The organism is Beduinella massiliensis (assembly GCF_900199405.1).
Classification (GTDB): Bacteria; Bacillota; Clostridia; order Christensenellales; family Aristaeellaceae; genus Beduinella; species Beduinella massiliensis.
On the sequence record NZ_LT963430.1, the window covers coordinates 1,034,052 to 1,060,037 of the forward strand.

Genomic DNA, 25,986 nt, shown 5'->3' on the forward strand with positions numbered 1-25,986 from the left:
TCCTTGAGCGAGGTTCGGGGGCGGCGCTCCCCGGCCTCGTTTTGTTTGCGGTGTTCTAAGCGTCCGTGAACAGGCAAAAGGGGTGTCCAGCGGGATCGAAGAAGACGCGCACACCCTTGAGATACTGGTTCGGTGAGAGGCGCGCCCCGCAGGCGAGCGCGTGCGCGCAGGCCGCGTCAAGATCCTGAACACGAAAGTCGATATGCTCCATCTTCTGCGGCTTGCCGGAAACCTCCGGCCAGACGGGCGGCGCATAGTCCGGCTCCGCTTGAAAGGCGAGGCCCGCGCCGCCGGGCACGGGGCTGCGCAGGAGCACCCAGTCCGCTTCCTCACAGGCGACCGGCCAGCCGAGCAGACGGCTGTAAAACGCGCCCAGCTCGTGCGCGTCCCGGCAGTCCAGCACGACGGTGCGCAGTTCAATCGACGGCAGCATGGCGCGTCCCCTCCTCGTTCAGCAGCGCGCGGAGCGCCGGGACGGAATGCCGCAGCGCGGCGACGGTCTTCGTCTCCAGCACGACGCGGCAGCCACAGTCCTGCGCCAGCGCGACGCGCGCGGGCAGGTCGATTTCGCCGTCTCCGAGCGCCAGATGGTTGCGGCGGCCCAGGGCGTCGTGCAGGTGCATGTGCATCAGGCGTCCGCGGTGCGCGGCGAAAAAGGCTTCGTCCCCGCCGCCGGCGGCGTGCAGGTGCCCCGTGTCCATCGTCAGCGCAAAGCACGGGCTTTCCAGCAGCAGCGCTACGGCCTCCTGCTCGTGGGGCTGCCAGCCCTCCGTGTTTTCGATGCAGACCCGTACCGGGCCGCCCGCGAGCTCGTCCTCGCAAAGCGCCCGCGTCTCCAGCAGCGCACGGCGGTATTCGGCTCCGTAGCGCGCGTAGAGGAAGACGCGCCGGTCGGGCAGGGTGATGAAGTCACCCCGGGGCAGATGAAGGTTGACGACCGGCGCGCCGATCGCCTTTGCCAGGCGCAGCGAGTGGCAAAGGGAGCGGCGGTAGGCGGCGGCGATCTCCGCGTCGAAGTCCAGCGGGTTCAAAAAACCGTCCGCGTGCAGGGTAAAGTAGGGGCCGCCCGCCTCCGTCACGGCCAGGAGCGCGGCCGCGTCCAGCCGCGCGGGCAGGTAGGACGGAAAGTTGCCGTTCAGTTCTATGAATTGCAGGTCGAGCGCCCGGCACAGGGCGACGCAGTCCGCAAGGTTTTCCGTCTCCAAAAGGGTCGGCATGCCGATGTTCATGGCTGTTTCCCTCCACTTCGCGCGCAGCGGCTTATCAGTACGGGCAGTCCTTGAGAAGCGGGCGGTGCGTAAAGGCGGCCTCGCCCCCGGCAAAGGGGCGGACGGTCTGCCCGCTGCCGATCAGCTTGTACTTGTAGATGCAGAGCCCCTCGAGCCCCATGGGGCCGCGCGCGTGCACCTTGCCGGTGGCGATGCCCACCTCCGCGCCGAAGCCGTAGCGGAAGCCGTCGGCAAAGCGCGTGGAGCAGTTCTGATAGACGCCCGCCGAATCGACCAGCGCCATGAATCGCCGTGCGGCGGCTTCGTCGCCGGTCACGATGCAGTCCGTGTGGCCGGAGCCGTAGGTGTTGACGTGCGCGATGGCCTCGTCCAGCGAATCCACCACGCGCACGGAGAGCTCGTAATCGAGGTACTCCGTCCGCCAGTCCTCCTCCGTCGCCGCCTCGCAGGCGATGAGCGCCTGCGTGCGCGCGCAGCCGCGCAGCCGCACGCCCGCTGCCGCCATCGCCGGGGCCAGCCTGGGCAGGAAAGCCCCCGCGACGTCCCGGTGCACCAGCAGCGTCTCGCAGGCGTTGCAGACCGCCACGCTCTGCGCCTTGGAATCGACCGCGATGTCCACCGCCATCTGCACGTCTGCCGCGGCGTCCACGTATACGTGGCACAGGCCGTCCGCGTGGCCCATCACGGGGATGCGGCTGTGATCCTTGATGTAGCGCACGAAGGCGTTCGAGCCGCGCGGAATGATGAGATCGATGGATTCGTCCAGCGAGAGCAGCGCGCCCACGTCCTCGCGCGTCTCCAGCAGCGCCAGCGCCCCCTCCGGCACGCCCGCGCGGACCGCCGCCCCGTACAGCGCCCCGAAGAGCGCGCGGTTGGTGCGCAGGGCTTCGCGCCCGCCCTTGAGCAGCGCCGCGTTTCCGCTCTTGAGGCAGAGCGCGGAGATCTGCACCAGCGCGTCGGGGCGCGACTCAAAGATCACCCCGATCACGCCGATGGGGCAGGAGACGCGGTAGAGCTCCAGCCCGGGGGAGAGCTCCGTCGCCATCTGCGTCGCGCCCAGCGGGTCGGGCAGCGACGCCAGCGAACGCAGGCCCTCGACCACGCCCGAAAGCTTCTTTTCGTCGAAGCGCAGCCGGGCGAGCAGCGGCGCGGCGAGCCCCTCTTCTTTCGCGCGGGCCATGTCCTCGCGGTTGGCCGCGAAGATCTCCTCGCGCTGGCAGGTGAGCGCCTCGGCCATCGCGAGCAGCGCGCCGTCTCGCGTCTTCGCGTCCAGCGCCGCCAGCGGGATGGACGCCGCGCGCGCCTCGCGGGCCAGTATTTCAGGGGTTTTCAAGTGAAATCCCTCCTCGTATTCGATGATTTTTTCATTATAAACCATCGCGCCCTAAAAATCGACCCTCAATTCAGACCTTGACATCCGGAAGAATACGTAATATAATGCGCAATAACGCAATGTATTACGTATTGGAGGGCTGCGCATGAACATGGAAGAACACCTTTGCGGCGTGGAGCCGGCCTATCAGGTGTTTGGGCTGCTATTTCTGGTGGGGACGCGGCTGGAGGCCATCGGGGACAGCGGACAGTGCCTGGGGGAGCTCACGACGAGGCAGTGGTTCATGCTGCTGAACCTGAGGATGTTCTTTGAAGAGCCGCCGACGCTGACCCAGCTCGCAGAGGCGATGGGCACGTCGCGCCAGAACGCGAAGGCGATCGCGGAAAAGCTGGCGAAGAAGGGTTTCATCGCGCTCAAGCGCGACGCGCGCGACGCACGGGCGCTTCGCATCGAGGTGCTGAAGAAGGCGGACGACTACGAGCGGCAGAACGGGCAAAAGAACGACGCGTTCCTGCGCGCCTTCATGGGCGTGCTGACGGAGGCGGAGATCGAGACGATGCGCAGCGGCCTGCTGCGGCTGGGGGAGCAGGCCCTGCGGCTGCGTCAGGCGTACAGGCAGGCGGAGGAGGAATGAACATGGGCAGGACGGTGGTTTTGTACGCAAGCCGCTATGGCACGACGGAGCGCTACGCGAGGGAGATCGCGCAGAGGCTCGGCTGCGAGGCGGTGAACGTAAAGCAGTGGAAGCAGCAGCGTTTTTCTGACTACGACACGGTGATCTTCGGCGGCTCCCTGTATGCGAGCGCCATTCGCGGCGTGAAGGCGCTCACGAAGCACGAGACGCTGCTGGACGGGAAACGGCTGATCGTGTTCACGGTGGGCATGGCCGCGCCGGAGTCGCCCACGCTCGAACAGGTACGGGCGCAGAATTTCAGCCCGGACATGCAAAGGCGCATCGCCTTTTTTCACCTGCGCGGCGCGATGGACTACGCGCGCCTGAGCCCGCTGCACCGCCTCATGATGGCAGGGATGCACGCGGCAATCGGCAGGATGAAGGAGCCGACGGAGGAGCTCCGCCTCATACAGGAGACGTACGGCAAGCGCATGGACTGGACGGACAGGGCGGCGGTGGAGCCCATCGTCGCGGCGGCCAAGGCATAAATGACCCCCGGCGGTTCCTGCGTACCGCCGGGGGCGCTTTCGTTATATCCTCTTCAATACCCGCTGAATGTCCTCGTGCTTGCCGATCACCATCAGATGCTCGCTGGGGGTGAACAGGTGATCCGCGGGGGGAAGCAGGGTCGTCTCGCCGTTTTGCTTGACGGCGAGGATGGAGATGTGGTACTTCGTGCGCACGTTGCACTGCACGATGGTCTTGCCCAGCCACGCGTCCATCGGCGGGATCTCGTAGATGGAAAATTCGGGCGTCAGCTCGATGTAGTCGAACACGTTGTTCGCGCTCACCCGAACCGCCAGGCGTTCGGCCATGTCGCGCTCCGGGTAGACGACCTCGTCCGCGCCGTTTCGCAGTAGGAACTTCGCGTGGATGTCCCGGCTCGCCTTGGCGAGCACGCGGCGCGCGCCCAGCTCCTTGAGCAGCGCGGTGACCTCCAGGCTCGCCTGAAAGTCCGACCCGATGCAGACGAAGCAGAGGTCGAAGTTCGTCACGCCCAGCGAGCGGAGCACCTCTTCCTTGGTGCAGTCGCCGATCTGCGCGCTGGTGACGTCGTGCATGAGCTCGGAGATGATCTCTTCGTCCTCGTCCACGACCATGACTTCATTGCCAAGCTCCATCAGCTTACGGCTCAGGTGGCGCCCAAAGCGCCCCATGCCGATGACCAATATCGATTTCATCTTTTCCTCATCCTTTCGGGGTTAACCCACGAGTATCTTTTCCACCGGCTGCTGCACCGCCGGGGGGCGCCTGCGCTCGGTAAAGATGAGCGCGAACGTCAGGCTGCCGACGCGCCCGCAGTACATCAGCACCATGACGACCAGGCGGGAGACGGGGGAGAGCGCGCGGGTGATGCCGGTCGACATGCCGACCGTATCCACCGCGGAGAAGACCTCAAAGAGCACGTCCGGCAGCAGCAGCTCCGGCTGGAGCATGCAGATCAGCAGCGTCGCCGCGACGACCATGCCCAGGTAAACCGTCGCGACCGAGGACGCCCTGTGCACCACGTCCTGATCGAGCCTGCGGCCCAGCACGCTGGTGTCGTGCGTATGGCGCAGCGTCGCGGCGGCGGAAAGCAGCAGCACGGCCATCGTCGTCGTCTTGATGCCGCCCGCCGTGGACCCGGGACTGCCGCCGATGAACATGAGCACCATCGTCAGCAGCTTGGACCCGTCGCCCAGCAGCGCGGTATCCACCGTGTTAAAGCCCGCGGTGCGCGGCGTGATGGCGGAGAACAGGCTGGCCAGCAGGCTTTCCCCCACGCCCATGCCCTGCATGGTGTCCGTGCGCTCCATGATGAGGAAGAGCACGGTCGGCAAAAGAACCAGCGCGGCGGTGGAGATCAGCACGATCTTCGTGTGCAGGAAGTAGCGCCGCCAGTGCAGCCGATGCTTGGCCAGGTCGTCCCAGACGATGAAGCCGAGGCCGCCGATGAGGATGAGCGCGCTGATCGTAAGGGTGACGAGCGGGTCGGAGACGTACTCCGTCAGGGAGATGTAGAGCGCGTCCGGGCGGCCCAGCAGGTCGAAGCCCGCGTTGCAAAAGGCGGAAATCGCGTGGAAGATGCTCATGTACACGCCGGACAGCAGCCCGTAGCGCGGCACGAAGCGCAGGGAGAGCAGCAGCGCGCCCGCGCCCTCGAAGATCAGCGTGCCCAGCAGGATGCGCCGGGTAAGGCGTACCACGCCGCCGATGGAAAGGCTCGCGACGCTCTCCTGAAGGAGGCTGCGCTCCGCCAGTCCGATCTTGCGCCGCAGGGCGAAGGAGAAGAGCGTCGCCACGGTCATGAGTCCGAGGCCGCCGATCTGGATGAGCACCAACAGCACGAGCTGGCCGAAGACGGACCAGTGCGTCGCCGTGTCCAGAACCACGAGGCCCGTGACGCACACGGCGCTCGTCGCCGTGAACAGCGCGCTGAGGGGATCGGTCCAGGAGAAGGAGCGGGAGGAGAACGGCAGCATGAGCAGCACGGCGCCCAGCAGGATCAACCCCAGAAAGCCCAGCGCGATCATCTGCTGATAGCTCAGTTGGAGTCGCTTGAAACGAAACATCGCGAAAAATTCCTTTCAGGTCTTAAAAATAGACATGTAGCATTGTATTCGCGTCCGTCCCAAAACGCAAGACCTTTGAAGAAAAATGCCCGAAAACCTTTAGGAAAATGCAGCGCCCGGGGGATTCGACGCCGGATATGCCGCCTGGATGCAAAAAAGGGGTGCATTTTTCCGCCGGGGTATGTTATAATGGATACCGGATTTGAAGGGAGGTGCCCGGATGGCACGTCAGAAGGGCATCAAGCCCGTCGCGCAGAACCGCAAGGCGCGCCACGAGTACTTCGTGGAGGAGGCCTTCGAGTGCGGCATCGCGCTGCACGGCACGGAGGTCAAGTCCATGCGTCAGGGGCGCGTCAATCTCAAGGAGAGCTTCGCCGCCGTGAAGGACGGGGAAATGATCGTCAGCGGCATGCACATCAGCCCCTACGAGCAGGGGAACATCTTCAACACCGACCCGCTCAGGCCCAAGAAGCTGCTGATGCACAGGGCGGAGATTCGCCGCCTGGCAGGGCTGGTGCAGCGCCAGGGCTACACGCTGGTGCCGCTTTCCGTCTATCTCAAGGACGGGCGCATGAAGATGGAGCTGGGGCTCTGCCGCGGCAAGAAGCTGCATGACAAGCGTGACGACATGGCGCAGCGCGACGCGAAGCGCGACATCGACCGCGCGCTCAAAAACAACGGGCGCGGCGAGTGAAATTCAAAATCCTTTTTCATGGGGGTGTACTGGTTTCGACGGGGATCTGGAGATGAGGTAAGCGAGCCGTGGACCCTGGCCACGTTAAAACGGGGAATTAAACATTAACTGACAATAGCGAATACGCTTTCGCGGCTTAATGCCGCGCGTCGGCCCAGGGGCCCCGTCCCCTTGGAATCCGGCGTCAATTGACGGGCAATGAATCCGCCTAAGCTTTGCCGCGAGATTCACATGATGAAGCTACCGAGGCCGCAAGCCTGCCTATGGGCGTGCGGCGGGGGGAATCCTAAATTATAGGCTGCGCTCGGAGAAAATCTCTTTGAAGGGTTTTCGGACAGGAGTTCGATTCTCCTCACCTCCACCAAATGGACATTACACGAACACCTACTTTTTCAAAGGCGGCTTTGCCGTAACGGTGTGGCTGTAAGACCAACAGAAAAGAGCGGTCAAGGTTTTGTGCCTTAATCGCTCTTTTTGTCATTCTGCCTTATGTTCGTTTTGTTGTTCCTGCCGCTCGGCAAATTCCTTTTGCCCCTGTTCGCTCTCGTAAAACTTGCGTATTTCCGGTACGAGGAACCGGGCAAAGAATTCTAATTTGTCCGACTGTGTCCGTTTACGGCGATCACTTTCGTTCTTTTGCCACCTATGTACCTTGCGGGCGCAGCTTTTGCAGTATTTCGCCCGGTTGGAGTTGGGAACAACCGCCGCCCCGCAGACGGCGCAGCGGTTCACTACTTCGCCCATAATTTCGGCGTGCAACGCTTTGTCCGCAGGAAGTACAGTGTTTACAAACCACTTGCAGATAAGGGAATAGGAAATGCTCTGGACGCAGACACATTCCTCCCCATCGTCAAGGGCAATGCAGTTGCCATTATCGTAGTTGAATCAGGTTTTCCGTATCAGGGCGTTGGCTTTGCGCCGCTGCCCCGGTGCCATTTGTTTTGCCATTGCCTGTCCTCCATGTTGGTGTTTCCCATCGGCCGATAAATTAAGTGTATACTTTTTTGCTCGCCTATCCCGTATATCCATAAGGTTGGAAATCGGGCTGAAAAATAAAAATTTCCACGTTTATGGAAAAGATTGTGGTATAATGAAGGACGGAAAGAGGTGGTGCGAATGAATGTGGCTTTGGCCATACAGGAGAAACTAAAGGACTTGCGGACAAGCCGGGGGCTGAACCTTGAACAGCTTGCGGAGCAGACAGGCATATCCCGCTCCGCTTTAGGCCAGTACGAAACAGATGAATACAAAGATGTTAGCCACACCAGCATTGTGACGCTGGCAAAATTCTATGGTGTGTCTACTGATTACCGGCTGGGAATGACGGAAATTAAAAGTCACTCAAACGCCGATCTTGCAGACCTGCATTTGAGTGACGATATGATTGAACTTTAAAAAACGGGCATATCAATACCCGCTTGCTCTGTGAGATGGCAGCACACAAGGATTTTGTAAAGCTGCTGACAGATATTGAAATTTATGTGGACGGTATTGCCGCTATGCAGCTAAAAAACCTAAACGCATATGTTAATCTGGCGAAAGGTATGCTTGAGAAGAAATACAATCCCGGCGATAACGACCGTCACTTGCGTATTTTTAACGATTCGCACATCAACAAGGACGAGTATTTTACTAATATCGTCCATAGCGATATAGACGACATTATTGCAGATATAAAGGAAGCCCACAGAGGTGACAGCACCAACGCCCCGGAAGATGATTTTGTTGAGGAATGGAAAAGAGACATAGAGTTCGTTTCCAGTATTGAGGGTACTTCTCAAAAGCGGCAAGCGATTTTATATTGCAGGCGGTTGAGCATCGACTACACCAAGTTGACCGAAGTTGAATTTGAGGTGTTGATACGGGTGCTGCAAAAATCTAAGAAGCTAAAAGTTCCGGAAAAAATCGGGAGAAAAAGCGATAGAAAAATAGGAGGGACAGCGTAATGTTAAAAAAAATTAAAAAGCGTTTAAGAACTAATGATGTCTTTGTTGCTGGAGGGTTTCCGCGCATAACTTATAATCCTCGTAAAAATCATAAGCTAGAAGAGCGGGTTCGAGAAGTGGACGATAATTTATCGAAACTACTTGTGATTACTGGCCCGACTAAAACAGGGAAAACGGTTCTTGTAGATAAAATCTTTCCAAGAGATAATTCTGTTTGGATTGATTGTGGGACAGTAAATGACGAAAATTCATTTTGGGAACTGATAGTTGAGCAATTAAAAGAATTTACCGAATTAGAAGATCAAGAAAGCGAAAGTTCAGCTATTGAAAACGGAGCGGATGGCGGTATAGAGGGAAGCATTGCTGTTGTTAAAGGGAAGTCCAATATTCACACTAACCATACATCTGTAAATGAGACAGTACATATAAAACGTAGAACATCTAGCAATAAAATTGTTGCTTTACGTGATTTACAGCAGGAAAGAATACCTCTCATTGTGGATGATTTTCACTATCTTGATAAGCGGCTACAAAAAAATATAGTAAGAGCTGTCAAGTCTCCTATTATGCATGGGCTTCCAGTAATATTTATTGCAATACCAAATAGGAAATACGATACTGTTGAAGTCGAACGCGAAATGACAGGTCGTATAAGTACAATAAGTATGCCAACTTGGGAAAAACGCGAACTTATGGATATTGCCACAGTAGGATTCGAGAAGCTTAATATTATTGTGCCAGATGAAATTATTTCAGGGATGGCAGATGCCGCCTATGGTAGCCCTTTTTTAATGCAAGAATTTTGTAATACGCTATGCAAACACTTTGAAATATTAGAAGCCTGCATCCCCGAAATGTCAATTCCTGTAGACTTTGATATGGTTAATATTTATCATAACTTGGCGGATAATTCTGGAAGACCAATGTTTGATAAGTTAAAACGTGGTCCCAGAGCAAGATCAGATAGAAAGCAGAGATTATTGAAAACAGGGACTAAAACAGATATATATGGAGTGGTAATGGAAAGTTTGAAAAATATTAAACCTGGCGTTGAGAGCATTAGGTATGAGGAACTACGAAATAACATAAAAAATATACTTGATGAAGCGCCACCTCAGAAAAATGAAGTCACTAGGGTTTTAGATAAGATTGCGAGGATTTCCTATTCTGATAGTTCATCAACCCCAGTCATTGACTGGCAAAAGGAAGATAACTTACTCACTATTACAGACCCATTTTTTGCTTTTTACCTAAAATGGGCAAATCCTAATTAAGGATGTAGGACGAGGGGTTCATATACCCTCCCGCCCCTTGTGAAAGCAAACGGGGATTTGTGGTTTTTGTCCACAAGTCTCCGTTGGACTGTATCCCGATAAACGGACAATGAAATAAGAGACCTCCTGTTGTAGAATGTAAGAAGCAAACTACGACAGGAGGTTTATTGTATGAGGCAAAAATACACGAAGGTACAAGGCCTTATTGAAACAATACGCGAGCGGAAAATCACGGGCGAAACGAATCGTGAAATCGGAGCCAGCCTTGGGCTAACAAAGAAACAGGTTGAGCAACTAGTCAATCGAGAAAACCGTAGAGAACGATTAATCGCACAGGGCGATGTACCTCGCCTTAAAGGCCGTCCGCGTAAAATGCCGGAGAACGGGGAAATCCAGCAGAATAATGAATTGGTAAAACTGCGTATGCAGGTGGAACTGCTGCGAAATTTTCTGTTAGAAGTTGGAAGGAGGTGAAATTGAAATATCGAGTTATAGAACGTTTTCGCAACATTTATCCTATCGTCACAATGTGTGAAGTATTTGAAGTTTCCCGAAGTGGGTATTATGCCTGGCGTAAAAAGCAAGAAAAGACGCCGAAAGATCAGTGGTTGGTCGATCTGATTGTGGAATGTCAACAGCAGTGCAACCAGACCTACGGCATCCGCCGTGTTCGTCTCTGGATCCAGCGGAAGAAAAGAAAAAATGTAAATCTGAAAGCACTTCTGCGCGTCATGCGCAAGACCAATCTGCTTGCACAGATTCGGCGGCAAAGAAGATATACTCAACATCAGCAAAACGTGTACAAATACCCAAACCTATTGCAGCGTGCCTTTGAACAGCAACAACCCAATCGTTTCTGGTCAACAGATATCACCTATATCCCCACACCACAGGGAATGCTGTATATGTGTGCGGTGATTGACCTTTGTGGTCGAATGGTGTTGGCCTATCGCATGGGTGGCGACATGGCCGCATCGCTGGTTACTCAGACGATCCGAGACGCTATGATAACAGAGAAGGTCACCGATGGACTCGCACTCCCCAGTGACCAAGGGTCTCAATACACCTCCGATGCATACTTCGACCTAAGCAAAGAATATCACTTTCAACCCTCTATGTCCAGTCCCGGATGTCCATACGACAATGCCGCTATGGAGAATTTCTTCGGAACGCTTAAATCGGAATGCCTTTATCGTGCCCATTATTCTACTCGCGCAGAGGTAGAGGAGTTGGTTGCACAATATGTCCACTTCTACAACTTCGAACGCATTAACCTGAAATACGGCCTTACTCCCTATGAAATCAGGTGCAAGGCCGCGTTAGGTTGCGTAATTCTACAATATCCTTTTATTTTCCTGTCCGTTCAACCGGATACAGTCCAAAGGCGGTGCCGCAGATTTTTTTAATCTGCAACACCGCCTTTTTCTTATTGCCGGCTCATGAATAACACGATTTCGCCGGCGAGGAGCAGCAAAGCAAATCCAAAAAGACTTCACTTAAATCACATGATGACCCTCTCGCCCTCCGCAATGTAGTTCGCCAGCGCCTGCATGACCTCGGCAGGCGTGGGCTTGTCGATGATTTTGTGCCCCAGCACATCCCGCAGCCTTTCGCGGTCGCCGTGTTCCCATATCTCTTCCACGGCGCGTGCGATTTCTCGGGCAACCAGGTGCGGCTTCGTGCGGTATATGGCCGCCACCGGCTTGTAAACTTTTTCGTTCAGCTCGTTGCGCGGAAAGTATCCCAGGCCTACGATGATTTCACCGGATGAGGCGAGATAGCTGTAGCCGCATTTCGAGGTGTTGCCGCCGAGCGATACGGCGGTTGCGTAGGAGTTTCTCATATGCATGGCACCCTCTTTCGTATTTTATTGCCATTAGCATAGTCGAAAAATTCCTGTATACGCTAATTTATGTCGATATATGTCCTGATAAGTCACCTATCTCTTCCAAGCGGGGCTCTGCGCGCCCGTATCCAGGGGAAATGATCCGTTTGCGACGACGTGCGCAGCGTCGGCAAGGGATTTTTTCGTGGAGCGTGGCTCCTTCCCGTGCGGCGGCTGCCGGTCTCCCCGTAAGGCTTCCCGGCATTGACCTTCTTCCGTCCGCGCATGCTCATAAAAGACGTAAAATCATGATAGTTTTATACCAAAAGAAGTATTTTTTGCCGAGGAGAAAAAAGATGCTCTGCGGCTGTAAGGAAACATTTGCCCTACCTTTGTGTCCTGCTGTATAATCCCATATATCTTATACGAAAGCAGGGGAACGATGAAATGGAGCCGCATCAGGGCAAGGATACGCTTCGTTGGTTCGACGAGTTTGCCTATCAGAAATACCCGTACGTCAAGGCACTCGCAGCCAGGCTGCTGCAATCGGCCTCCAGACCGACGCGGGACGCGGAAGACATTGCGCAGGAGTTCTTTCTCGTCGCATATCGCAAGGCGGAGACGGTACGAACGCACCCGAATCAGGCGGCATGGGTTTATCGAACCGTGTTCCTGACGTTCTTGAACTACCATCACAAGGAGAGCCGGCAAAAGGCAGGCGTCCCGCTGGAAAGCTACGAGGACATCGCGGACGACCTGGTGATCGACGAGATCGTCGCCTGCCGGGACATGCTGTGCCGGGCGGTGGACAAGCTCCCCGAAAAGGACTACGAGCTCTATCAGGACGTATACGCCCGCGGCCTGTCGCCCGCGCAGATCGCGGCGAAAGAGGGCAAGCGCACGGACACCATCGCCAGACGAATTTCGCGACTGAATCAAAAGTTGCGGGGAAATATTAATAAGCTGTCCGAAAACGGCGTAATTCGACATAATATAAGTGAAGGGAGCTCTCAATCATGAGTACGAGTACGAACCCGGATGTGCACAACGAGTTCGAACTGGCGAAGGAGGCTGATCGAAAGCTTTACGAGGAACTGGAAAAGGACGTCGGCGAGATGGACGTATCCGTCATCGAGGCGGCCATTCAGGGTTTTTATCCCGAGAACCCCGACAGGGACTGCGCGCGGATGCTTCGGCGGATCAAGCGCAGGGTGCGCGGCAAGCGCGCCGTGCCTGCCCGACGCTGGATTGCCCGGACGGCGGCGGCGGCGGCCTGCCTGCTGCTCGTGGGCGGGGCCTCGCTCGGCGCGGCGCGTGCCTTTCAGATCGAATCGGTCTTGCAGTTCTTTTCCGCTTTCAGCGAGCTGTTTTCCTACGAGAGCCGCAACGCCGGGGATTCGCTGTCCATGTCCAAGGGGGCGGAGATGGCCGCGGTAGCGGAGGGCGTCTGGCTGGAAGAGGAGGAAAACACGGTGGCTTCCTTTGACAGCGCAGAAGCGTTTCTGCAAGCGGTGGACATCTACCCGGAAGGCTATGCGCGGCTGTTTCAGCGGTATGCCTTTGAAACGGCGACGATGAACGACGACGGTGTATTTTGCAGCTACACGGTCACATTGGGCGGCGAAGCTTCCGACACGGTATACGTCCGCGGCATTCGGCAGCGCTCAAAGGATTCGTCCATCGATTATCTGTATGAAAGCGACGAGCTGGAGGTCACCGAAACGTGGATCGGCGGCGTCCGGCTGGCAGTCGCTCCGAATTTTGAGGTCAATACCGTCCGTTGGAGCCAAGACGAAGTCCACGTAGACATCTGGGGAAAAGCCCCGGAGGATCGACTGCTGGAAATTGCGAAAATAATGTTAGGAGAATCATCATGAAAAGAATTCTTGCTCTTTTGCTCGCCGTGGTTTTGACCGGCGCATTCACGTTTGCCGCGGTTGCCGAAGCGGAGATTATGCCGCGCGCCAGCGAATACTTCTCCTCTTATTCCGTGGGCATCACGCCTAAGGCGGGCGGCAAGCTGTCCGTGCGCTTCAGCACGACGGGCGTGGAAACGTCCAGTACACTTGGTGTAACTACGTATCAGCTTCAGAAGAAGGTGGACGGCGTATTCCAGAATGTCGGGGACGAACAGTCGGGCAGCGTAGGTCATAGCACTATTGAACACACTTTTACCCGTACCTGCCAGGGTGTTGCGGGCGAAATCTATCGGGTAAAAGCGACGTTTGTATGCGAAAACAGTAAAGGGTATAAGACGCAGGTCTACTACTCCAGCAGCGCAAAGGCGATCAACTAATATGGAGATAAAAGCAAAAGACGTGGAGTCGTTCGCGGTCTGGCTGTTTGGCCGGATCTATACGCAGGTTTCCGCCGTGGTCTGGGTGGACGCGCGGGGCGTACCCGCAGGCTTTGAGCAGTTCGATTCGTTTGCCGGCCTGCCGGAGGCGCTCTCGGCGCCCGAGGGCACGAGCGCGGTGCTCGTCTCCAACCATCCCGAAGGAAACCTGAGCCCAAGCGAGGACGACGCCCGCAACCTGCGGCGCATCGAGGCCCTGCTTGGGGCGAGGCCCCGGCTCTTCATCGTCTGTGAGGACAGCTGCATCTGCGCGTAAACGACCGGTAGAAACGAAAGGGCGGGGGAGAGCGCTAAGGCTTCCCCGCCCTCAGACTATCAACAAAGTATCGTCTTGTAAAAGGGGATGCATGAAGGGGAAGCTTCCCCTTCATATGGAATCGTATCGACCGGCTTTGCCGGTCGGGCGGGGCGTTTTCCGTAGTCAAATGCGTAGCATTTGCGGAGGAAAACATCACCCGTGACATTCGTGCAAAATGAATCTTCATTTTGCACGAGGCCATCGACTGTGTCGATGGCCAGAGGGCGGGGGAGAGCGCTAAGGCTTCCCCGCCCTTTTTCGCTTCGGCGGCGGGGCGGTTCATGCCTCCCGCGGAATTAGGAAGTGGTTGCCAAGCGGTTTTGAAGATGTTATACTTAGCACAGTTTGGGGCGCCGTCCCCCGTGCCTGGGACGTTCAAGGCAACGGGCGGCGCGCCTTCCGGCGTCGGGAGGGCCTTATATGAAGGATAGATTCGGGGATATCCTCGACCAGATGCAGGCGGGCGTCTACATGACGGACGTACAAACCCATGAAATTCTGTTCATGAACCGGAAAATGAAGGAAGACTATGGGCTTGAGAACCCGGAAGGCAAAATCTGCTGGCAGGTTTTGCAGGAGGGCCAGACCGGGCCGTGCAGCTTTTGCAAAATCCCCAGCCTAGGCGGGGAGCGGGCGCGCATCGTCTGTTGGCGGGATCACAGCGCGGTCGCCGGAAAGGTCTTCGACCGGTACGACAGCCTGGTGCCCTGGCAGGACGGCTTCGTGCACATGCAGCAGGCGTACGATGTCACGAACCTGCTGCAGCTGAGCGAGTACGCGACGAAGGACGCCCTCTGCGCCGTCTTCAACCGCAGCCGGGGCAAGGCCATGCTCTCCGAACGCCTGGCGGGGCTCGCGGGGGCGCATACCTGCCTGATCGCGCTGCTGGATGTGGATAACCTGAAGGCCGTGAACGACCGCTACGGCCATGCGGAGGGGGATTTCCTGCTGCGGCAGACCTGCGCCGTGCTCAAGGGCCACCTGCAGGGGCAGGATTATCTCTTCCGCCTCAGCGGGGACGAATTCGTGCTGGTGATGATGGACATGCCCGAAAAGGAGGCCGCCCGCCTGATGCGCGCGTGGCGCCGGGAGGTGGAGCAGCTTCGCGCCATGCACGGCAAGCCCTACGACTTCTCCTTTTCCTTTGGGGTTTCGAGCTGCGGGGCCAAGGGCGTCTGCCGCGCGAGCGAGCTGATTGCCCGCGCGGACGAGCGGATGTACGAGGAAAAGCTGCGCAGGCGCAAGACCGTGCTGCTGGACAGGGACGAGAACGTCTTCCGCACGGACAAGACCGCCGGGCGCACGATGAACTACCCGACCGGCATGCTTTACGAGGCGCTGGAGCGCAGCACGGACGATTACGTCTACCTGTGCGACATGAAGACGGGGGTGTTCCGCTACTCGCCCGCGCAGGTGCGGCAATTCGACCTGCCGGGAGAATTTGTGGAAAACCCGCTGCCCTGCTGGAAGCGGATCGTCCACCCGGACGACTGGGATCGCTTTTATAAATCCAACATGGAAATCGGGGAGAACAAGCGGGATTCGCACTCCGTGGAGTTCCGCGCGCGCAACCGCGGCGGCGAATACGTCTGGCTGCGGTGCCGGGGCCAGCTCATGCGGGACGAATACGGGGAGCCCTGCCTCTTCGCGGGCATCATGACCCAGCTCGGCCGGCAAAACAAGATCGACCCGCTGACCCAGCTGCTCAACCACAGCGAATTTCTCGCGGCGGTGCAGCGGGGCGTGCAGGAGGAAAGCATCGAGCAGCTCGGCATCCTCGTGCTGGACGTGGACGGCTTTCGCAACATCAACGAGATGTACGGACGCGCCTTCGGCGACCGCGTGCTGCGCACGCTGGCGCAGAGCGTTCAGGCGCTGCTGCCGGACAACGCGAGCCTCTACCGGCTGGACAACGACCGCCTGGGCATCCTGATGGACAACGATTCGCGGACGGGCGCGGCGCGGCTGTTCCGCAGGGTGCAGGAGCGCCTGGTGCTGATGCAGGAGTGGAAGCAGAGCAAGCTGGCCGTGGAGGTCTCCGCCGGATACGCGGAATACCCCGGCGACGGCGCGGCGGCGGACGAACTGTATCAATACGCGGACTACGCCCTGCAATACGCGAAGAGCCACGGACGCAACCGCCTGGAAATCTTCTCCGACGAGATTCTCCGGGGCAAGGTGCGCGCGCTGGAGCTCATGCGCAGGCTGCGCGAAGCCATCTCGCAGAGCTACCGGGGCTTCCGCCTGGCCTATCAGCCCCAGGTGGACGGGAGCACGGGCGAAATCGTCGGCGTGGAGGCGCTGATGCGCTGGCAGGACGTCACCGGCGAGAACGTCTCGCCCGTGGAGTTCATCCCCATTCTGGAGGAACAGGGCATGATCTACGGCGCGGGCCTGTGGGCGCTGAGAACCGCCCTGCGCGCGGCCCGGGGGTGGGTCACCCTGAAAAGCGATTTCACGGTGAGCGTGAACATCTCCGCGCTGCAGATGATGGAGAAGCGCTTCTTGCGCGACCTGACGGAGATCGTCCGGACGGAGGACTTCCCCTGCGAAAACCTGATTCTGGAGCTGACCGAGAGCTGCACCGTGCAAAACCTCAATATCTTTGAAAGCGCCTTCAAACAGATGCGCGCCATGGGCATCCGCGTGGCGATGGACGACTTCGGCACCGGGTATTCCTCGCTCGAAATCCTCAAGCGCACGCCGGTGGACATCGTGAAGATCGACCGGGGCTTCGTGAAGGGCATCCTGAACAGCCGGTTCGACGCGACGTTCATTTCCTTCGTGGTGGCGATCTGCCACGAGGCGAACATCCGGGTGTGCCTGGAGGGCGTGGAGGAAGCGGCGGAGGTCGAGTTCCTCAAGGACATGCATCTGGATTGCATTCAGGGCTATTACTTTGGCCGCCCGCTCGAGGCGGGCGAGATTACCGCGCGGCTGGAGGGAGTGGGAACACGATGAAAAAGGGCAAAAGGATCGCGCTGTGCGCGGCGGGGCTGCTCGTCTTGCTGACGGCTGCGCTTGCGGTTTACCTCTTCTGGTTCACGCCGACCGGATATCGCATGTCCGTCCCGATCCACGGCTTTTCAAAGGTCGGGGAGCGGACGTACGTGGACAGGGGCTGGACGGGGGACACGCAGCAGCTTTTATCTCAGATAGCGGAAGCGCAGGAGCGCGTTCAGGACTTCTTCGGGGAGGTCAGGAGCGCGCCCGTGCTGATCGTCTGCGACGACCCGGCCAAGATCGGGCGGCTGGGCGGCGACCACGACACGATGACCGTCGTGCTGGGCGGCGTGCGCTCCTACACGGCGGTCTCCTCGGAGTTTTTGAACGTGGACGTGCTGGCGCACGAGATGACCCATGCGGAGACGCACTGGCGCCTCTACGCGGGCGGGCGTTCCTCCGAGGCGCGGGTGCCCGTCTGGTTTGACGAGGGGCTCGCCGTGCAAAACGACTATCGGGAGCCGTATACCGAGGCGGCGTGGCTCGCGCTCACCGACGGCGGCAGGAACGTGCCGCAGCTTTCTGAATACGGCGGCGCCGAGACCTTCTTTTCAGGAACGACGGACGACCGGCGGGCCCGATACTGCCTCGCCGGGCACGAGGTGTCCGCGTTTATCGAACGAAACGGCAGGGAGGGGCTGCTTTCGCTGCTGGACGCGGTCGCGGCGGGGCAGGACTTTGACGCGCTGTTCTTTGGCGGCTGACCCCTGCGCGGCATGAAAAAAACGAAAACCCCCGCATCTGGTGTGCAGCAGATGCGGGGCGTTTTCGTTTTGGGGTTGTGTGATGAGGAGGGGGAGAAGAAAAGGGTATGCACCCTGCCGGCGGTGTGTGCGGGCCGCTGGCGGGTTTGGGGGTATCGAAGCGGGAGGATATGGGGAAGCTCTCGCTTTCGATGGTGTTATTGTACCGCTGAATTGTGGCTGAATTTTGTCATAGGCGTGGAAAAAACGCGAAAATTGAAAAAAGAACGGACATTTTTCTTGCGTATGTGTGCGTTTATCCGCCGTCATCACGTTCTGAAAGAAGCAGGCGGGGAGCGATAAAGCGCCGTCGCCGCAAACGGCGTATTTCGCGCGATTGTTTGCGCATTCGCGTCCGCGCGTGCTATAATTGTAAAAAACTGCGGAGGGGTTCTATGCTGTACATCCCTTTTGACGAGATCCTGACGACGCTGCGGCTTGCGCTGGAAAAGGCGGGCTTTGACGGCGCGCGCGCGGCGCGCCTGGCGGACGTGTTCGCGCGCAATTCGCTGGAGGGCGTCTATTCGCACGGCGTCAACCGCTTCCCGCGCTTTTTGAAAAACGTGCGGGAGGGCACCGTGGACAGGGACGCCGTGCCGGAGTGCGTGGCGAGCCTGGGGGGCATGGAGGTATGGGACGGCCACTTCGGCGCGGGGCCGCTCATCGCGGAGGACGCGATGGCGCGGGCCATCGAGCTGAGCCGTACGCACGGCATCGCCTGCGTGTCGGTGCGCCGCAGCAACCACTGGATGCGGCCCGGCCGCTACGGCTGGCAGGCCGCGCGCGCGGGCGTCGCGGGCATCCTCTTCACCAATACGACGGCGAATATGCCCGCCTGGGGCGCCGTGGACGCGCACCTGGGCAACAACCCCATCGTGCTCGCCATCCCGCGGGAGAAGGGCCCGGTCGTGGTGGACATGGCGATGAGCCAGTTCGCCTACGGCAAGCTGGAGGTCGCGGCCCTTTCCGGCGAGGAGCTGCCCATCGACGGCGGCTTTGACGAGGCGGGCAACCTGACCCGCGACCCGCAGGCGATCCTGCGCACGCGCCGCATCCTGCCGACCGGCTATTGGAAGGGCTCCGCGATGTCCATCGCGCTCGACCTGATGGCGGGCGCGCTGTCGATGGGCCGCACGGTGAGCGCGATCAGCAGGGACCCTTCCGACGAGCGCGGGCTGTCGCAGGTCTTCATCGCCGTAAATTTCCGGGAGCTGCTGGCGAAGGACGAGGTGGACGCGCTGCTGGACGCGGCCATTGCGGACATCCAGTCCTCCACGCCGGTGCCGGGCGGCGCGCCGGTGCGCTATCCGGGCCAGAACATGCAAAGCACGATCGAGCGCAACAGCGCCCATGGCGTGCCGGTCCACGAAGAAACCTGGCGCAAGATCGAAGACGAGCTGCGCGCGTAAGGAGGAAGAAAATGCGGTTTATAGACGAAAGCTTTCAGACCATGCCGTGGGACGAGATCGACAGCGTGGTGTTCGACATCGGCAACGTGCTGATGTACTTCAGCCCCCATCACGTGCTGGACGTGCTCTTTGGGGAGGACGAGCCGCTCAAGGCGGAGCTGCTGCGCAGGGTGTTCGAGTCTTCGCACTGGCTGGACCTGGACCGGGGCACCGCGACCTACGAACAGGCGGTGGAGCGCATGTCGCAGGGCCGGGCGGATTTGCGCCCGAAGATCGAGCTGATCTTTGCGCGATGGATGGAGCTCAAGACCCCGATCCCCGAGGGCGTGGCGGCGCTGCGCCGCTGCAGGGAAAAGGGCAAGCGCACCTACGTCCTTTCCAACTACCATCAGCCGGGTTTTGAATGGCTGCTGCAGAACCACGACTTCTTTTCGCTCTTCGACGGCTACGTGGTATCGTGCTACCTGCACCTGCTCAAGCCGGAGCCGGAAATCTACCGCGAGCTGATCGAACGGTGCAGCCTCGACCCGGCGCGCTCGCTGTTCCTGGACGACACGCGCGTGAACGTGGAGGCGGCGATGGAGGCGGGCATTCAGGGCTTCTGGGTGGAGAAGCCGGAAAAGATGACGGAATTTTTTGCCTGAGCAGGGGAATGGATGAAAATCGCCTCTTCCTGCGTTACCATTAAAAAGAGAAAACCCGATAGGGGAGGGGATACGATGGAACCTGTACGCACATTGGCTGCTTATCTGCTGACGGCGGCGATGGCGGTGACCGGCCTGCCGGCAGCCTCTGCCGAGCCCAACCTTGGGGAAGGGGACGCGATCCCGACGGCGGCCGCCATGACCGCAACGCCGGAGGCGGCGCCACAGACGGCGGCGACGCCCGTCCCGGGGACGACGCTCGTCCCGGAGACGACGTTCGTCCCGGGGGCGACGCGCGCCTCGGAGACGACGCCCGTTCCGGAGGCGACGCTGCTGCCCGGCGGCATGACGCGCTCGCTTCGGCGCGGCGACGAGGGCGAGGACGTGCAGCGCCTGCAGGAGCGGCTCAGAGAGCTGGGCTATCTGGAGGACAAGGCGGACGGCAAGTTCGGCATCAACACGCTGCGCGCGGTAAAGAAGTTTCAGCGCAAGCACGACCTCAAGGACGACGGCATCGCGGGCAAGGACACGCTGACCTGGGTGTTCTCGCAGGCGGCGATTGTCGTGCCGACCTCGACGCCGAGCCCGACGCCGAAGCCTACGGCGACGCCCAAACCCACGGCGACGCCGAAGCCTACGGCGACGCCGACACCGAGCCCGACGCCGGAGCCGACGCCGAGCCCCACGCCGATGCCTACGGCGGTTCCGGAGTTAAAGCTCTTGACGCTGGATATGGACGCGAAGGTGTCGCTCAGCGGCGGCGCGATCGAGGTGACGCCCGCGCGCGACGCGGACGGCAACTGGTACCTACCGGCGGAGGAGCTCGCCCGTCAGGCCGGGTGGCAGGTTGAGAAGACGCCGGAGGGCATGTCCTTCACCGTGCCGGGCGACCCGCCCCGCGAAACGGCTATCTCCTACTCGCTGGACGGCGGTTCGCCGGTGATGGTGCTCGTGGAGGGCAAGCTGTACGTGCCCTCGCAGGAGGCGGAGCCCATCGTGGACGGCGGCACGCTGTTCGTGCCCGCGCTCTTCCTGCAGGAGGCGTTCGGCCTGACGGTCGAAACGCAGGACGGAAATTAAACCGCGACATGTGAAAGGGGCCGCGCCTTGCGGCCTCTTTTCCTTTGCGCAAAACGCACAGCTTTTCCGGGGAATCTTGGATGTTTTTAGGCCCGAAATCCCCCTTGACAGGAGCGGAGGACAGCGGTATACTAATAACACTTTACTACGCTAAATTAATAAAGGGGATTGAACGCAATGAAAAAGTGGATTGCCCTGCTGATGAGCCTGACGATGATCGTCGCCTGCACCGCCGCGCTGGCGGAGGACGCCTCGCTGCAAAAGGTGCTGGACAAGGGCGAGTTCGTGCTGGGGCTGGACGACGCCTTCCCCCCGATGGGCTACCGCGACGAGAACGGCGAGATCGTGGGCTTCGACATCGACGTGGCGGCGGAGGTTTCAAAGCGCCTGGGCGTTGAGCTCAAGGTGCAGCCGGTCGATTGGAGCACGAAGGAAGTGGAGCTTTCCTCCGGCGCGATCGACTGCATCTGGAACGGGCTTACGATGACGGAGGAGCGCATCGCGCAGATGGACTTTTCGGAGCCGTACCTGAACAACACGCAGGTGATCGTCGTGAAGGCGGATTCGCCGGTTAAGACGCTTGCGGACCTCGCGGGCAAGACGCTGGCCGTACAGGCGGGCTCCTCCGGCGTGGACGCGCTGAGCGCGAACCAGAGCTTCGCGGATACGCTGGGCGACGTGCTGGAGTTTGACGACTTCATGATGGCGATGATGGATTTGGACGGCGGCGGGTGCGACTGCGTGCTCATCGACGTGATCGTGGCGGGCTACTACATGGGCCAGAAGGAAGGCGCTTATCGCCTGCTCGACGAGACGCTGGCGGCGGAGCAGTTCGCCATCGGCATGCGCAAGGGCGACGCCGCGCTGGTGGCGGCGGTCAACGGCGCGCTGGAGGAGATGGCGGCGGACGGTTCGCTGGCCGCGATTTCCACCGAATGGTTCGGCGAGGACATCACGCTGGTCGGAAAGTAAGGCGCGTTTTCAGGGGATGGGGGCTGCGAGCCCCCATTTCCCGCGTCCGGACGAAAGGGGTTTCTTCACTTGGTCTATTTCACCGACCCGCAGAAGCTGCAAAAGCTGCTCGCCGTGCTGACGGACGGCATGGGCACGACGCTTTCCATCTTCTTTTGGACGCTGCTCTTCTCCCTGCCGCTGGGGCTGCTCGTGGCGCTGGGGCGCATGTCCAGGCGGCGCGTGCTCTCCGGACCGGTGGCGTTTTACATCCTCGTGATGCGCGGAACGCCTCTGATGCTGCAAATCATCACCGTGCACTTCATCCTGCCGGGGCTGCTGGGCGTCAACATCGACCGGTTCGTCTCCACCATCGTCGCGTTCTCGCTCAACTACGCGGCCTACTTCGCGGAGATTTACCGCGGGGGCATTCAGTCCATCCCGCAGGGGCAGTACGAGGCGGGCAAGGTGCTGGGCTTCACCCGCGCGCAGACGTTCCTGCGCATCATCCTGCCGCAGGCGGTCAAGCGTATTTTGCAGCCGGTCAGCAACGAGGTCATCACCTTGGTGAAGGACACGTCGCTGGCGACGGTCATCGCGGTGGGCGAGCTGTTCCGCGCGGCGAAGAACGAGGCGTCGCGCACGGCGTCCATCGAGCCGCTCTTCGTGGCGGGCGCCTTTTACCTGCTGATGAACTTTCTGGTCACCTGCTTCTTTCAGTGGACGGAAAAGAAGCTCGACTATTACCGTTAAAGGGGGCTTGCACATGCTTCGCGCCGAGGGCGTATGGAAGGGTTTTAACGGGCAGGCGGTGCTGAAGGGGATCGACGCCCGCGTGGAAAAGGGCGAGGTCGTGGCGATCGTGGGCCCGTCGGGCAGCGGCAAGTCCACCTTTTTGCGCTGCCTGAACCATCTGGAGGTGGTGGACGGCGGAAACATCACCATCGCCGGGGACGCGCTGGTGCGAAGCGCCGCGAACGGGCGCGCGCAGTATCCGCCCGAGCGTGAGATTCGCCGCATCCTGCGCAGGATGGGCATGGTTTTTCAGCAGTTCAACCTCTTCCCGCACTTTTCGGTGCTGCGCAACCTCACCGAGGCGCAGGTGCACGTGCTGGGCCGCAGCCGCCGCGAGGCGCAGGAGAACGCGCGGGCGCTTTTGGAGAAGGTCGGCCTCTCCGAAAAGGTGGATCAATACCCCTGCCAGCTCTCCGGCGGGCAGCAGCAGCGCGTGGCCATCGCCCGCGCGCTCGCGCTGGAGCCGGACATCCTCTGCTTCGACGAGCCCACCAGCGCGCTCGACCCGCGCCTCACGCAGGAGGTGCTGGGTGTCATGCGCGACCTGGCGCGCGAGCACCGCACGATGATCGTCGTCACCCACGAGATGAGCTTCGCGCGCGAGGTGGCGGACCGCGTGATCTTCATGGAGGGCGGCGTGGTCGTGGACGAGGGCGCGCCGGAGCGGGTGATGGGGTCGGGCGCATGCCCCCAGATGCGGGCGTTCCTGGGCGCTGTCTGACGAAAGGGGACGCGCGGCAAAAGAATGTACTCCCCGCCCGGGGTTTGTGGTATACTAAAGCAGCCGCAGTGAACGCCGGCGCCGTTTGCTGGCGTCGCCTGCGGGGCTTGCTTAAAGCGGGCGAAATCTGTTTTGCAAGAGGGAGAACGTCATGCTGGAATTTCGATACGACACGCAGCTCCTGATCGAAGGAAAGGGGCTCAGCGAAGAGGCGATCGGCGCCTATTTCGACGAGAACTTTCGGGGGGACTGCCTGCTCGCCGTGGGCGACGAGGAGCTCATCAAGGTTCATTATCACACGAACGAGCCGTGGAAGGTGCTGGAGTACTGCGCCTCGCTGGGCGAGATTTACGACATCGTCGTCGAGGACATGGAGCGCCAGTCCAGAGGACTGCAGGGATGAAACCGGGCGGCGGGGCAAGGTCCTGCCGCCTTTTTGTATGCGCCGGAGGCAGGGACGTGGTATAATGAAAAGAAGAAGGGCCGCCGGGCGCGCATGCCTGCGGTCGGGCGCACATAACATCCTCAGAAGACCAGGCAGGAGGTTGAAAAAGATGAAGGTATTGCTCATCAACGGCAGCCCCAATGAAAAGGGCTGCACCTATACGGCGCTGTGCGAGGTGGCGGGCGAGCTGAACCGGGCGGGCGTGGACACGCAGATCTTCCACGTCGGCAAACAGCCGGTTCGCGGCTGTATCGGCTGCGGCGGCTGCGCGCGGGCGGGCGGGGGACGCTGCGTGTTCGGCGACGACCGCGTAAACGAGGCGCTCGCCCTCGCAGAGGAGGCGGACGGCTTCGTCTTCGGGTCGCCCGTGCATTACGCGGCGGCCTCCGGCATGGCGACGTCGTTCCTCGACCGCTTCTTTTACGCGGGCAGGGGCTTTGCGCGCAAGCCCGGCGCGGCGGTCGTGAGCTGCCGCAGGGGCGGCGCGAGCGCGGCGTTTGACCAGCTGAACAAGTACTTCACCATCTCGCAGATGCCCATCGTCTCCTCGCAGTACTGGAACATGGTACACGGCAACACGCCGGAGGAGGTGAAGCAGGACCTGGAGGGGCTTCAGACCCTGCGCACCCTGGGGCGCAACATGGCCTGGCTTCTGCGGTGCATCGAGGCGGGCCGCGCCGCGGGCGTGCCCGAGCCGGAGCAGGAACCGAAGCTGCGCACGAACTTCATCAGATGACAGCCTGCCGCGCCGGGATGCGTCCTGGCGCGGCCTGTTTTGTTTCGGGAGACCGCGCGTGCAGCGGGCCGCGTGAAGCCGCGCGGCGCGGATATCCGCCGCAGGCCCCGCTCGCGGCTTCTATTTGGCCCTTCCCCGGCATAGGCTGGCCCGAGGTGAATTGCCATGCAAAAGGGCGGTACGGCGCTGGCGCTGCTGGGGGCGATCGTCGGGGCGGGGTTTGCGTCCGGACGCGAGGTGCTGCGCTTTTTTACGCGCTACGGCGCCATGGGCTGGGCGGGCGCTGCCGTCGCCTGCGCGTTTATGGGCGTCTGCGCGTATTTCGTGATGCGCGCGGCGGGCCGCTGCCGGGCGGATTCGTTTTCGGGGCTCTGCCGGGCTTATGGCGGGCCGCTGGCGGGACGCGCGGCGGGCTTTCTGTACGGCGTGCTGATGGCGCTGACCGGCGGGGCGATGACCGCCGCATTTGCGGAGCTGACGGCGCTCGTCCTGCCGGTGCGCGGCGCGTACCCCCTCGGCTTTGCCGCCGCCGTGCTGCTGGGCGTCCTGTGTTCGCACCGCGACCTGAAGCTGCTGGAGCTGATGGGCCGCCTGCTGCTGCCGCTCTTCCTCACGATGCTGATCTTGCTGCTTCCCCTGCCCGCGCAGGAGGAGGCCCTGCGCCTTCGCAGCGGACACGCCGCCGCGCCCGCGCTGGGCCTGCTTTACGGCGCGCTCAACATGGGGATGACGGCGGGCATATTGTGCGAGGCGGGAAAGCGCCTGAGCCCTGCCGCGTGCAGGCGGGAGGCCGCGCTGCTGACGGCGCTGCTGGCGCTTTTGACGGGGCTCGCCAACGCCGTGCTCCTGCGCCATGGCGCTTCGGTCGAGCGAAGCGCGCTGCCCTTCGTCGCCCTTTCGATGCGGCTGGGCAGGGTGGGCTACGCGCTGTGCGCCGCGGTGCTGGGGCTGGCGGTGCTTTCCACGCTGACGGCGGCCATGCGCGCGCTGCGGGGCAGCCTGCGCCTGCCCGCGCGCGCATGCGACGCTGTGTGCGCCGCCTGCTGCGTGCTGTGCGGGGCGCTGGGCTTCGATCGGCTGATCGGCCGGGGGTATCCGCTGCTCGGAGGGGCCTGCGCGGTGTTCCTGTGCGCGCTGCTGGTGCGCGCGGCGACTGACCGGGACGAGAAAGCAGGGCTCCGGGCGGACGGGGACGGCGCTGGAAAAGGAAAGCGGGCCTTTTCAATTAAGGCGCGATAGGGTATAATAAAGGGCAACCCATACAGGACAGAGGCGTAAG

29 protein-coding genes, 1 other RNA gene and 1 pseudogene are annotated in these 25,986 nt (G+C 60.5%); 24 read left to right on the forward strand and 7 right to left on the reverse strand.

Annotated elements, in window-relative coordinates; genetic code table 11:
• Nucleotides 1-55: 55 nt before the first annotated feature.
• Genes C1725_RS05300 through C1725_RS05310 form a run of 3 tightly spaced genes read right to left on the reverse strand, consistent with a single transcriptional unit; the run spans nt 56 to nt 2,562 of the window.
• Nucleotides 56-433 (reverse strand): VOC family protein, encoded by a 378-nt coding sequence (locus C1725_RS05300; RefSeq protein ID WP_102410623.1) that lies wholly within the window; start codon nt 431-433, stop codon nt 56-58.
• Complete coding sequence (locus tag C1725_RS05305) at nt 417-1,229, reverse strand: TIM barrel protein (protein WP_102410624.1); 813 nt, start codon at nt 1,227-1,229, stop codon at nt 417-419. The genes C1725_RS05300 and C1725_RS05305 overlap by 17 nt, the downstream gene beginning before the upstream one ends.
• 34 nt (nt 1,230-1,263) lie before the next feature.
• Complete coding sequence (locus tag C1725_RS05310) at nt 1,264-2,562, reverse strand: glutamate-5-semialdehyde dehydrogenase (protein ID WP_102413251.1); 1,299 nt, start codon at nt 2,560-2,562, stop codon at nt 1,264-1,266.
• 145 nt (nt 2,563-2,707) lie between these two features.
• Here C1725_RS05310 and C1725_RS05315 point away from each other — a divergent pair, with 145 nt between their 5' ends.
• Nucleotides 2,708-3,196 carry a MarR family transcriptional regulator gene (locus C1725_RS05315; protein WP_102410625.1) on the forward strand — a complete coding sequence of 163 codons (489 nt, stop codon included), beginning with the start codon at nt 2,708-2,710 and terminating at the stop codon, nt 3,194-3,196.
• Between the two features lie 2 nt (nt 3,197-3,198).
• The gene (locus tag C1725_RS05320) at nt 3,199-3,723 is read left to right on the forward strand and encodes a flavodoxin domain-containing protein (RefSeq protein WP_346026380.1); all 525 of its coding nucleotides are present in this window, start codon (nt 3,199-3,201) and stop codon (nt 3,721-3,723) included.
• Between the two features lie 42 nt (nt 3,724-3,765).
• On the opposite strand, the gene C1725_RS05325 is transcribed toward C1725_RS05320, so the two are convergent.
• On the reverse strand, nt 3,766-4,416 hold the full coding sequence (locus C1725_RS05325) for an NAD-binding protein (RefSeq protein ID WP_102410627.1): 651 nt from the start codon (nt 4,414-4,416) through the stop codon (nt 3,766-3,768).
• A gap of 21 nt (nt 4,417-4,437) precedes the next feature.
• Nucleotides 4,438-5,787 (reverse strand): TrkH family potassium uptake protein, encoded by a 1,350-nt coding sequence (locus C1725_RS05330; RefSeq protein WP_102410628.1) that lies wholly within the window; start codon nt 5,785-5,787, stop codon nt 4,438-4,440.
• Between the two features lie 220 nt (nt 5,788-6,007).
• Here C1725_RS05330 and smpB point away from each other — a divergent pair, with 220 nt between their 5' ends.
• Nucleotides 6,008-6,481, forward strand: coding sequence for an SsrA-binding protein SmpB (gene smpB, locus C1725_RS05335; protein ID WP_102410629.1), 474 nt, complete (start codon nt 6,008-6,010; stop codon nt 6,479-6,481).
• Nucleotides 6,482-6,501: 20 nt separating this feature from the next.
• Nucleotides 6,502-6,845, forward strand: a transfer-messenger RNA (tmRNA) gene (gene ssrA, locus C1725_RS05340).
• 227 nt (nt 6,846-7,072) lie between these two features.
• Here ssrA and C1725_RS19225 read toward each other — a convergent pair.
• Nucleotides 7,073-7,417: pseudogene (locus C1725_RS19225) on the reverse strand (cysteine-rich VLP domain-containing protein); the annotation flags it as partial.
• 180 nt (nt 7,418-7,597) lie between these two features.
• Here C1725_RS19225 and C1725_RS19605 point away from each other — a divergent pair.
• From C1725_RS19605 to C1725_RS05360, 5 genes are all read left to right on the forward strand, one after another.
• A complete protein-coding gene (locus C1725_RS19605; RefSeq protein WP_428829571.1) occupies nt 7,598-7,876 on the forward strand; it encodes a helix-turn-helix domain-containing protein in 279 nt (92 codons plus the stop codon).
• A 35-nt stretch (nt 7,877-7,911) separates the two neighbouring features.
• Nucleotides 7,912-8,427: a hypothetical protein gene (locus C1725_RS19610; RefSeq protein WP_428829572.1), complete on the forward strand. Its 516-nt coding sequence runs from the start codon at nt 7,912-7,914 to the stop codon at nt 8,425-8,427.
• On the forward strand, nt 8,427-9,701 hold the full coding sequence (locus C1725_RS18950; protein ID WP_146009163.1) for a P-loop NTPase family protein: 1,275 nt from the start codon (nt 8,427-8,429) through the stop codon (nt 9,699-9,701). Before C1725_RS19610 ends, C1725_RS18950 begins: the two co-directional genes overlap by 1 nt.
• A 171-nt stretch (nt 9,702-9,872) precedes the next feature.
• Complete coding sequence (locus tag C1725_RS05355) at nt 9,873-10,175, forward strand: hypothetical protein (RefSeq protein ID WP_102410631.1); 303 nt, start codon at nt 9,873-9,875, stop codon at nt 10,173-10,175.
• Nucleotides 10,176-10,177: 2 nt separating this feature from the next.
• Nucleotides 10,178-11,107 (forward strand): IS3 family transposase, encoded by a 930-nt coding sequence (locus C1725_RS05360; protein ID WP_102410632.1) that lies wholly within the window; start codon nt 10,178-10,180, stop codon nt 11,105-11,107.
• 95 nt (nt 11,108-11,202) lie between these two features.
• On the opposite strand, the gene C1725_RS05365 is transcribed toward C1725_RS05360, so the two are convergent.
• Nucleotides 11,203-11,550: a sporulation initiation factor Spo0A C-terminal domain-containing protein gene (locus C1725_RS05365; protein WP_102410633.1), complete on the reverse strand. Its 348-nt coding sequence runs from the start codon at nt 11,548-11,550 to the stop codon at nt 11,203-11,205.
• Between the two features lie 423 nt (nt 11,551-11,973).
• Here C1725_RS05365 and C1725_RS05370 point away from each other — a divergent pair, with 423 nt between their 5' ends.
• From C1725_RS05370 to C1725_RS05440, 15 genes are all read left to right on the forward strand, one after another.
• Nucleotides 11,974-12,546, forward strand: a complete 573-nt coding sequence (locus C1725_RS05370; RefSeq protein WP_102410634.1) for a sigma-70 family RNA polymerase sigma factor — start codon at nt 11,974-11,976, stop codon at nt 12,544-12,546.
• Nucleotides 12,543-13,403: a DUF4367 domain-containing protein gene (locus C1725_RS05375; protein WP_102410635.1), complete on the forward strand. Its 861-nt coding sequence runs from the start codon at nt 12,543-12,545 to the stop codon at nt 13,401-13,403. Before C1725_RS05370 ends, C1725_RS05375 begins: the two co-directional genes overlap by 4 nt.
• On the forward strand, nt 13,400-13,822 hold the full coding sequence (locus C1725_RS05380) for a hypothetical protein (protein ID WP_102410636.1): 423 nt from the start codon (nt 13,400-13,402) through the stop codon (nt 13,820-13,822). Before C1725_RS05375 ends, C1725_RS05380 begins: the two co-directional genes overlap by 4 nt.
• Before the next feature lies 1 nt (nt 13,823).
• Complete coding sequence (locus tag C1725_RS05385) at nt 13,824-14,138, forward strand: hypothetical protein (RefSeq protein WP_102410637.1); 315 nt, start codon at nt 13,824-13,826, stop codon at nt 14,136-14,138.
• Nucleotides 14,139-14,600: 462 nt separating this feature from the next.
• Nucleotides 14,601-17,141, forward strand: a complete 2,541-nt coding sequence (locus tag C1725_RS05390) for an EAL domain-containing protein (RefSeq protein WP_102410638.1) — start codon at nt 14,601-14,603, stop codon at nt 17,139-17,141.
• Complete coding sequence (locus C1725_RS05395; RefSeq protein ID WP_102410639.1) at nt 17,138-17,887, forward strand: hypothetical protein; 750 nt, start codon at nt 17,138-17,140, stop codon at nt 17,885-17,887. Before C1725_RS05390 ends, C1725_RS05395 begins: the two co-directional genes overlap by 4 nt.
• 434 nt (nt 17,888-18,321) lie before the next feature.
• The gene (yiaK, locus tag C1725_RS05400; protein WP_102410640.1) at nt 18,322-19,335 is read left to right on the forward strand and encodes a 3-dehydro-L-gulonate 2-dehydrogenase; all 1,014 of its coding nucleotides are present in this window, start codon (nt 18,322-18,324) and stop codon (nt 19,333-19,335) included.
• Between the two features lie 11 nt (nt 19,336-19,346).
• Complete coding sequence (locus C1725_RS05405; protein ID WP_102410641.1) at nt 19,347-19,979, forward strand: HAD-IA family hydrolase; 633 nt, start codon at nt 19,347-19,349, stop codon at nt 19,977-19,979.
• Nucleotides 19,980-20,054: 75 nt separating this feature from the next.
• On the forward strand, nt 20,055-21,059 hold the full coding sequence (locus C1725_RS05410; protein ID WP_346026381.1) for a peptidoglycan-binding protein: 1,005 nt from the start codon (nt 20,055-20,057) through the stop codon (nt 21,057-21,059).
• A 177-nt stretch (nt 21,060-21,236) separates the two neighbouring features.
• The gene (locus C1725_RS05415) at nt 21,237-22,031 is read left to right on the forward strand and encodes a transporter substrate-binding domain-containing protein (RefSeq protein WP_102410643.1); all 795 of its coding nucleotides are present in this window, start codon (nt 21,237-21,239) and stop codon (nt 22,029-22,031) included.
• Between the two features lie 69 nt (nt 22,032-22,100).
• Complete coding sequence (locus tag C1725_RS05420) at nt 22,101-22,763, forward strand: amino acid ABC transporter permease (RefSeq protein WP_346026382.1); 663 nt, start codon at nt 22,101-22,103, stop codon at nt 22,761-22,763.
• A gap of 7 nt (nt 22,764-22,770) precedes the next feature.
• Entirely contained in the window at nt 22,771-23,526 is a 756-nt protein-coding gene (locus tag C1725_RS05425; RefSeq protein ID WP_428829573.1) for an amino acid ABC transporter ATP-binding protein, read from the forward strand.
• 151 nt (nt 23,527-23,677) lie between these two features.
• On the forward strand, nt 23,678-23,929 hold the full coding sequence (locus C1725_RS05430) for a kinase to dihydroxyacetone kinase (protein ID WP_102410645.1): 252 nt from the start codon (nt 23,678-23,680) through the stop codon (nt 23,927-23,929).
• Nucleotides 23,930-24,080: 151 nt separating this feature from the next.
• A complete protein-coding gene (locus tag C1725_RS05435; protein ID WP_102410646.1) occupies nt 24,081-24,707 on the forward strand; it encodes an NAD(P)H-dependent oxidoreductase in 627 nt (208 codons plus the stop codon).
• 165 nt (nt 24,708-24,872) lie between these two features.
• On the forward strand, nt 24,873-25,946 hold the full coding sequence (locus C1725_RS05440; protein WP_102410647.1) for a hypothetical protein: 1,074 nt from the start codon (nt 24,873-24,875) through the stop codon (nt 25,944-25,946).
• Nucleotides 25,947-25,986 lie beyond the last annotated feature (40 nt).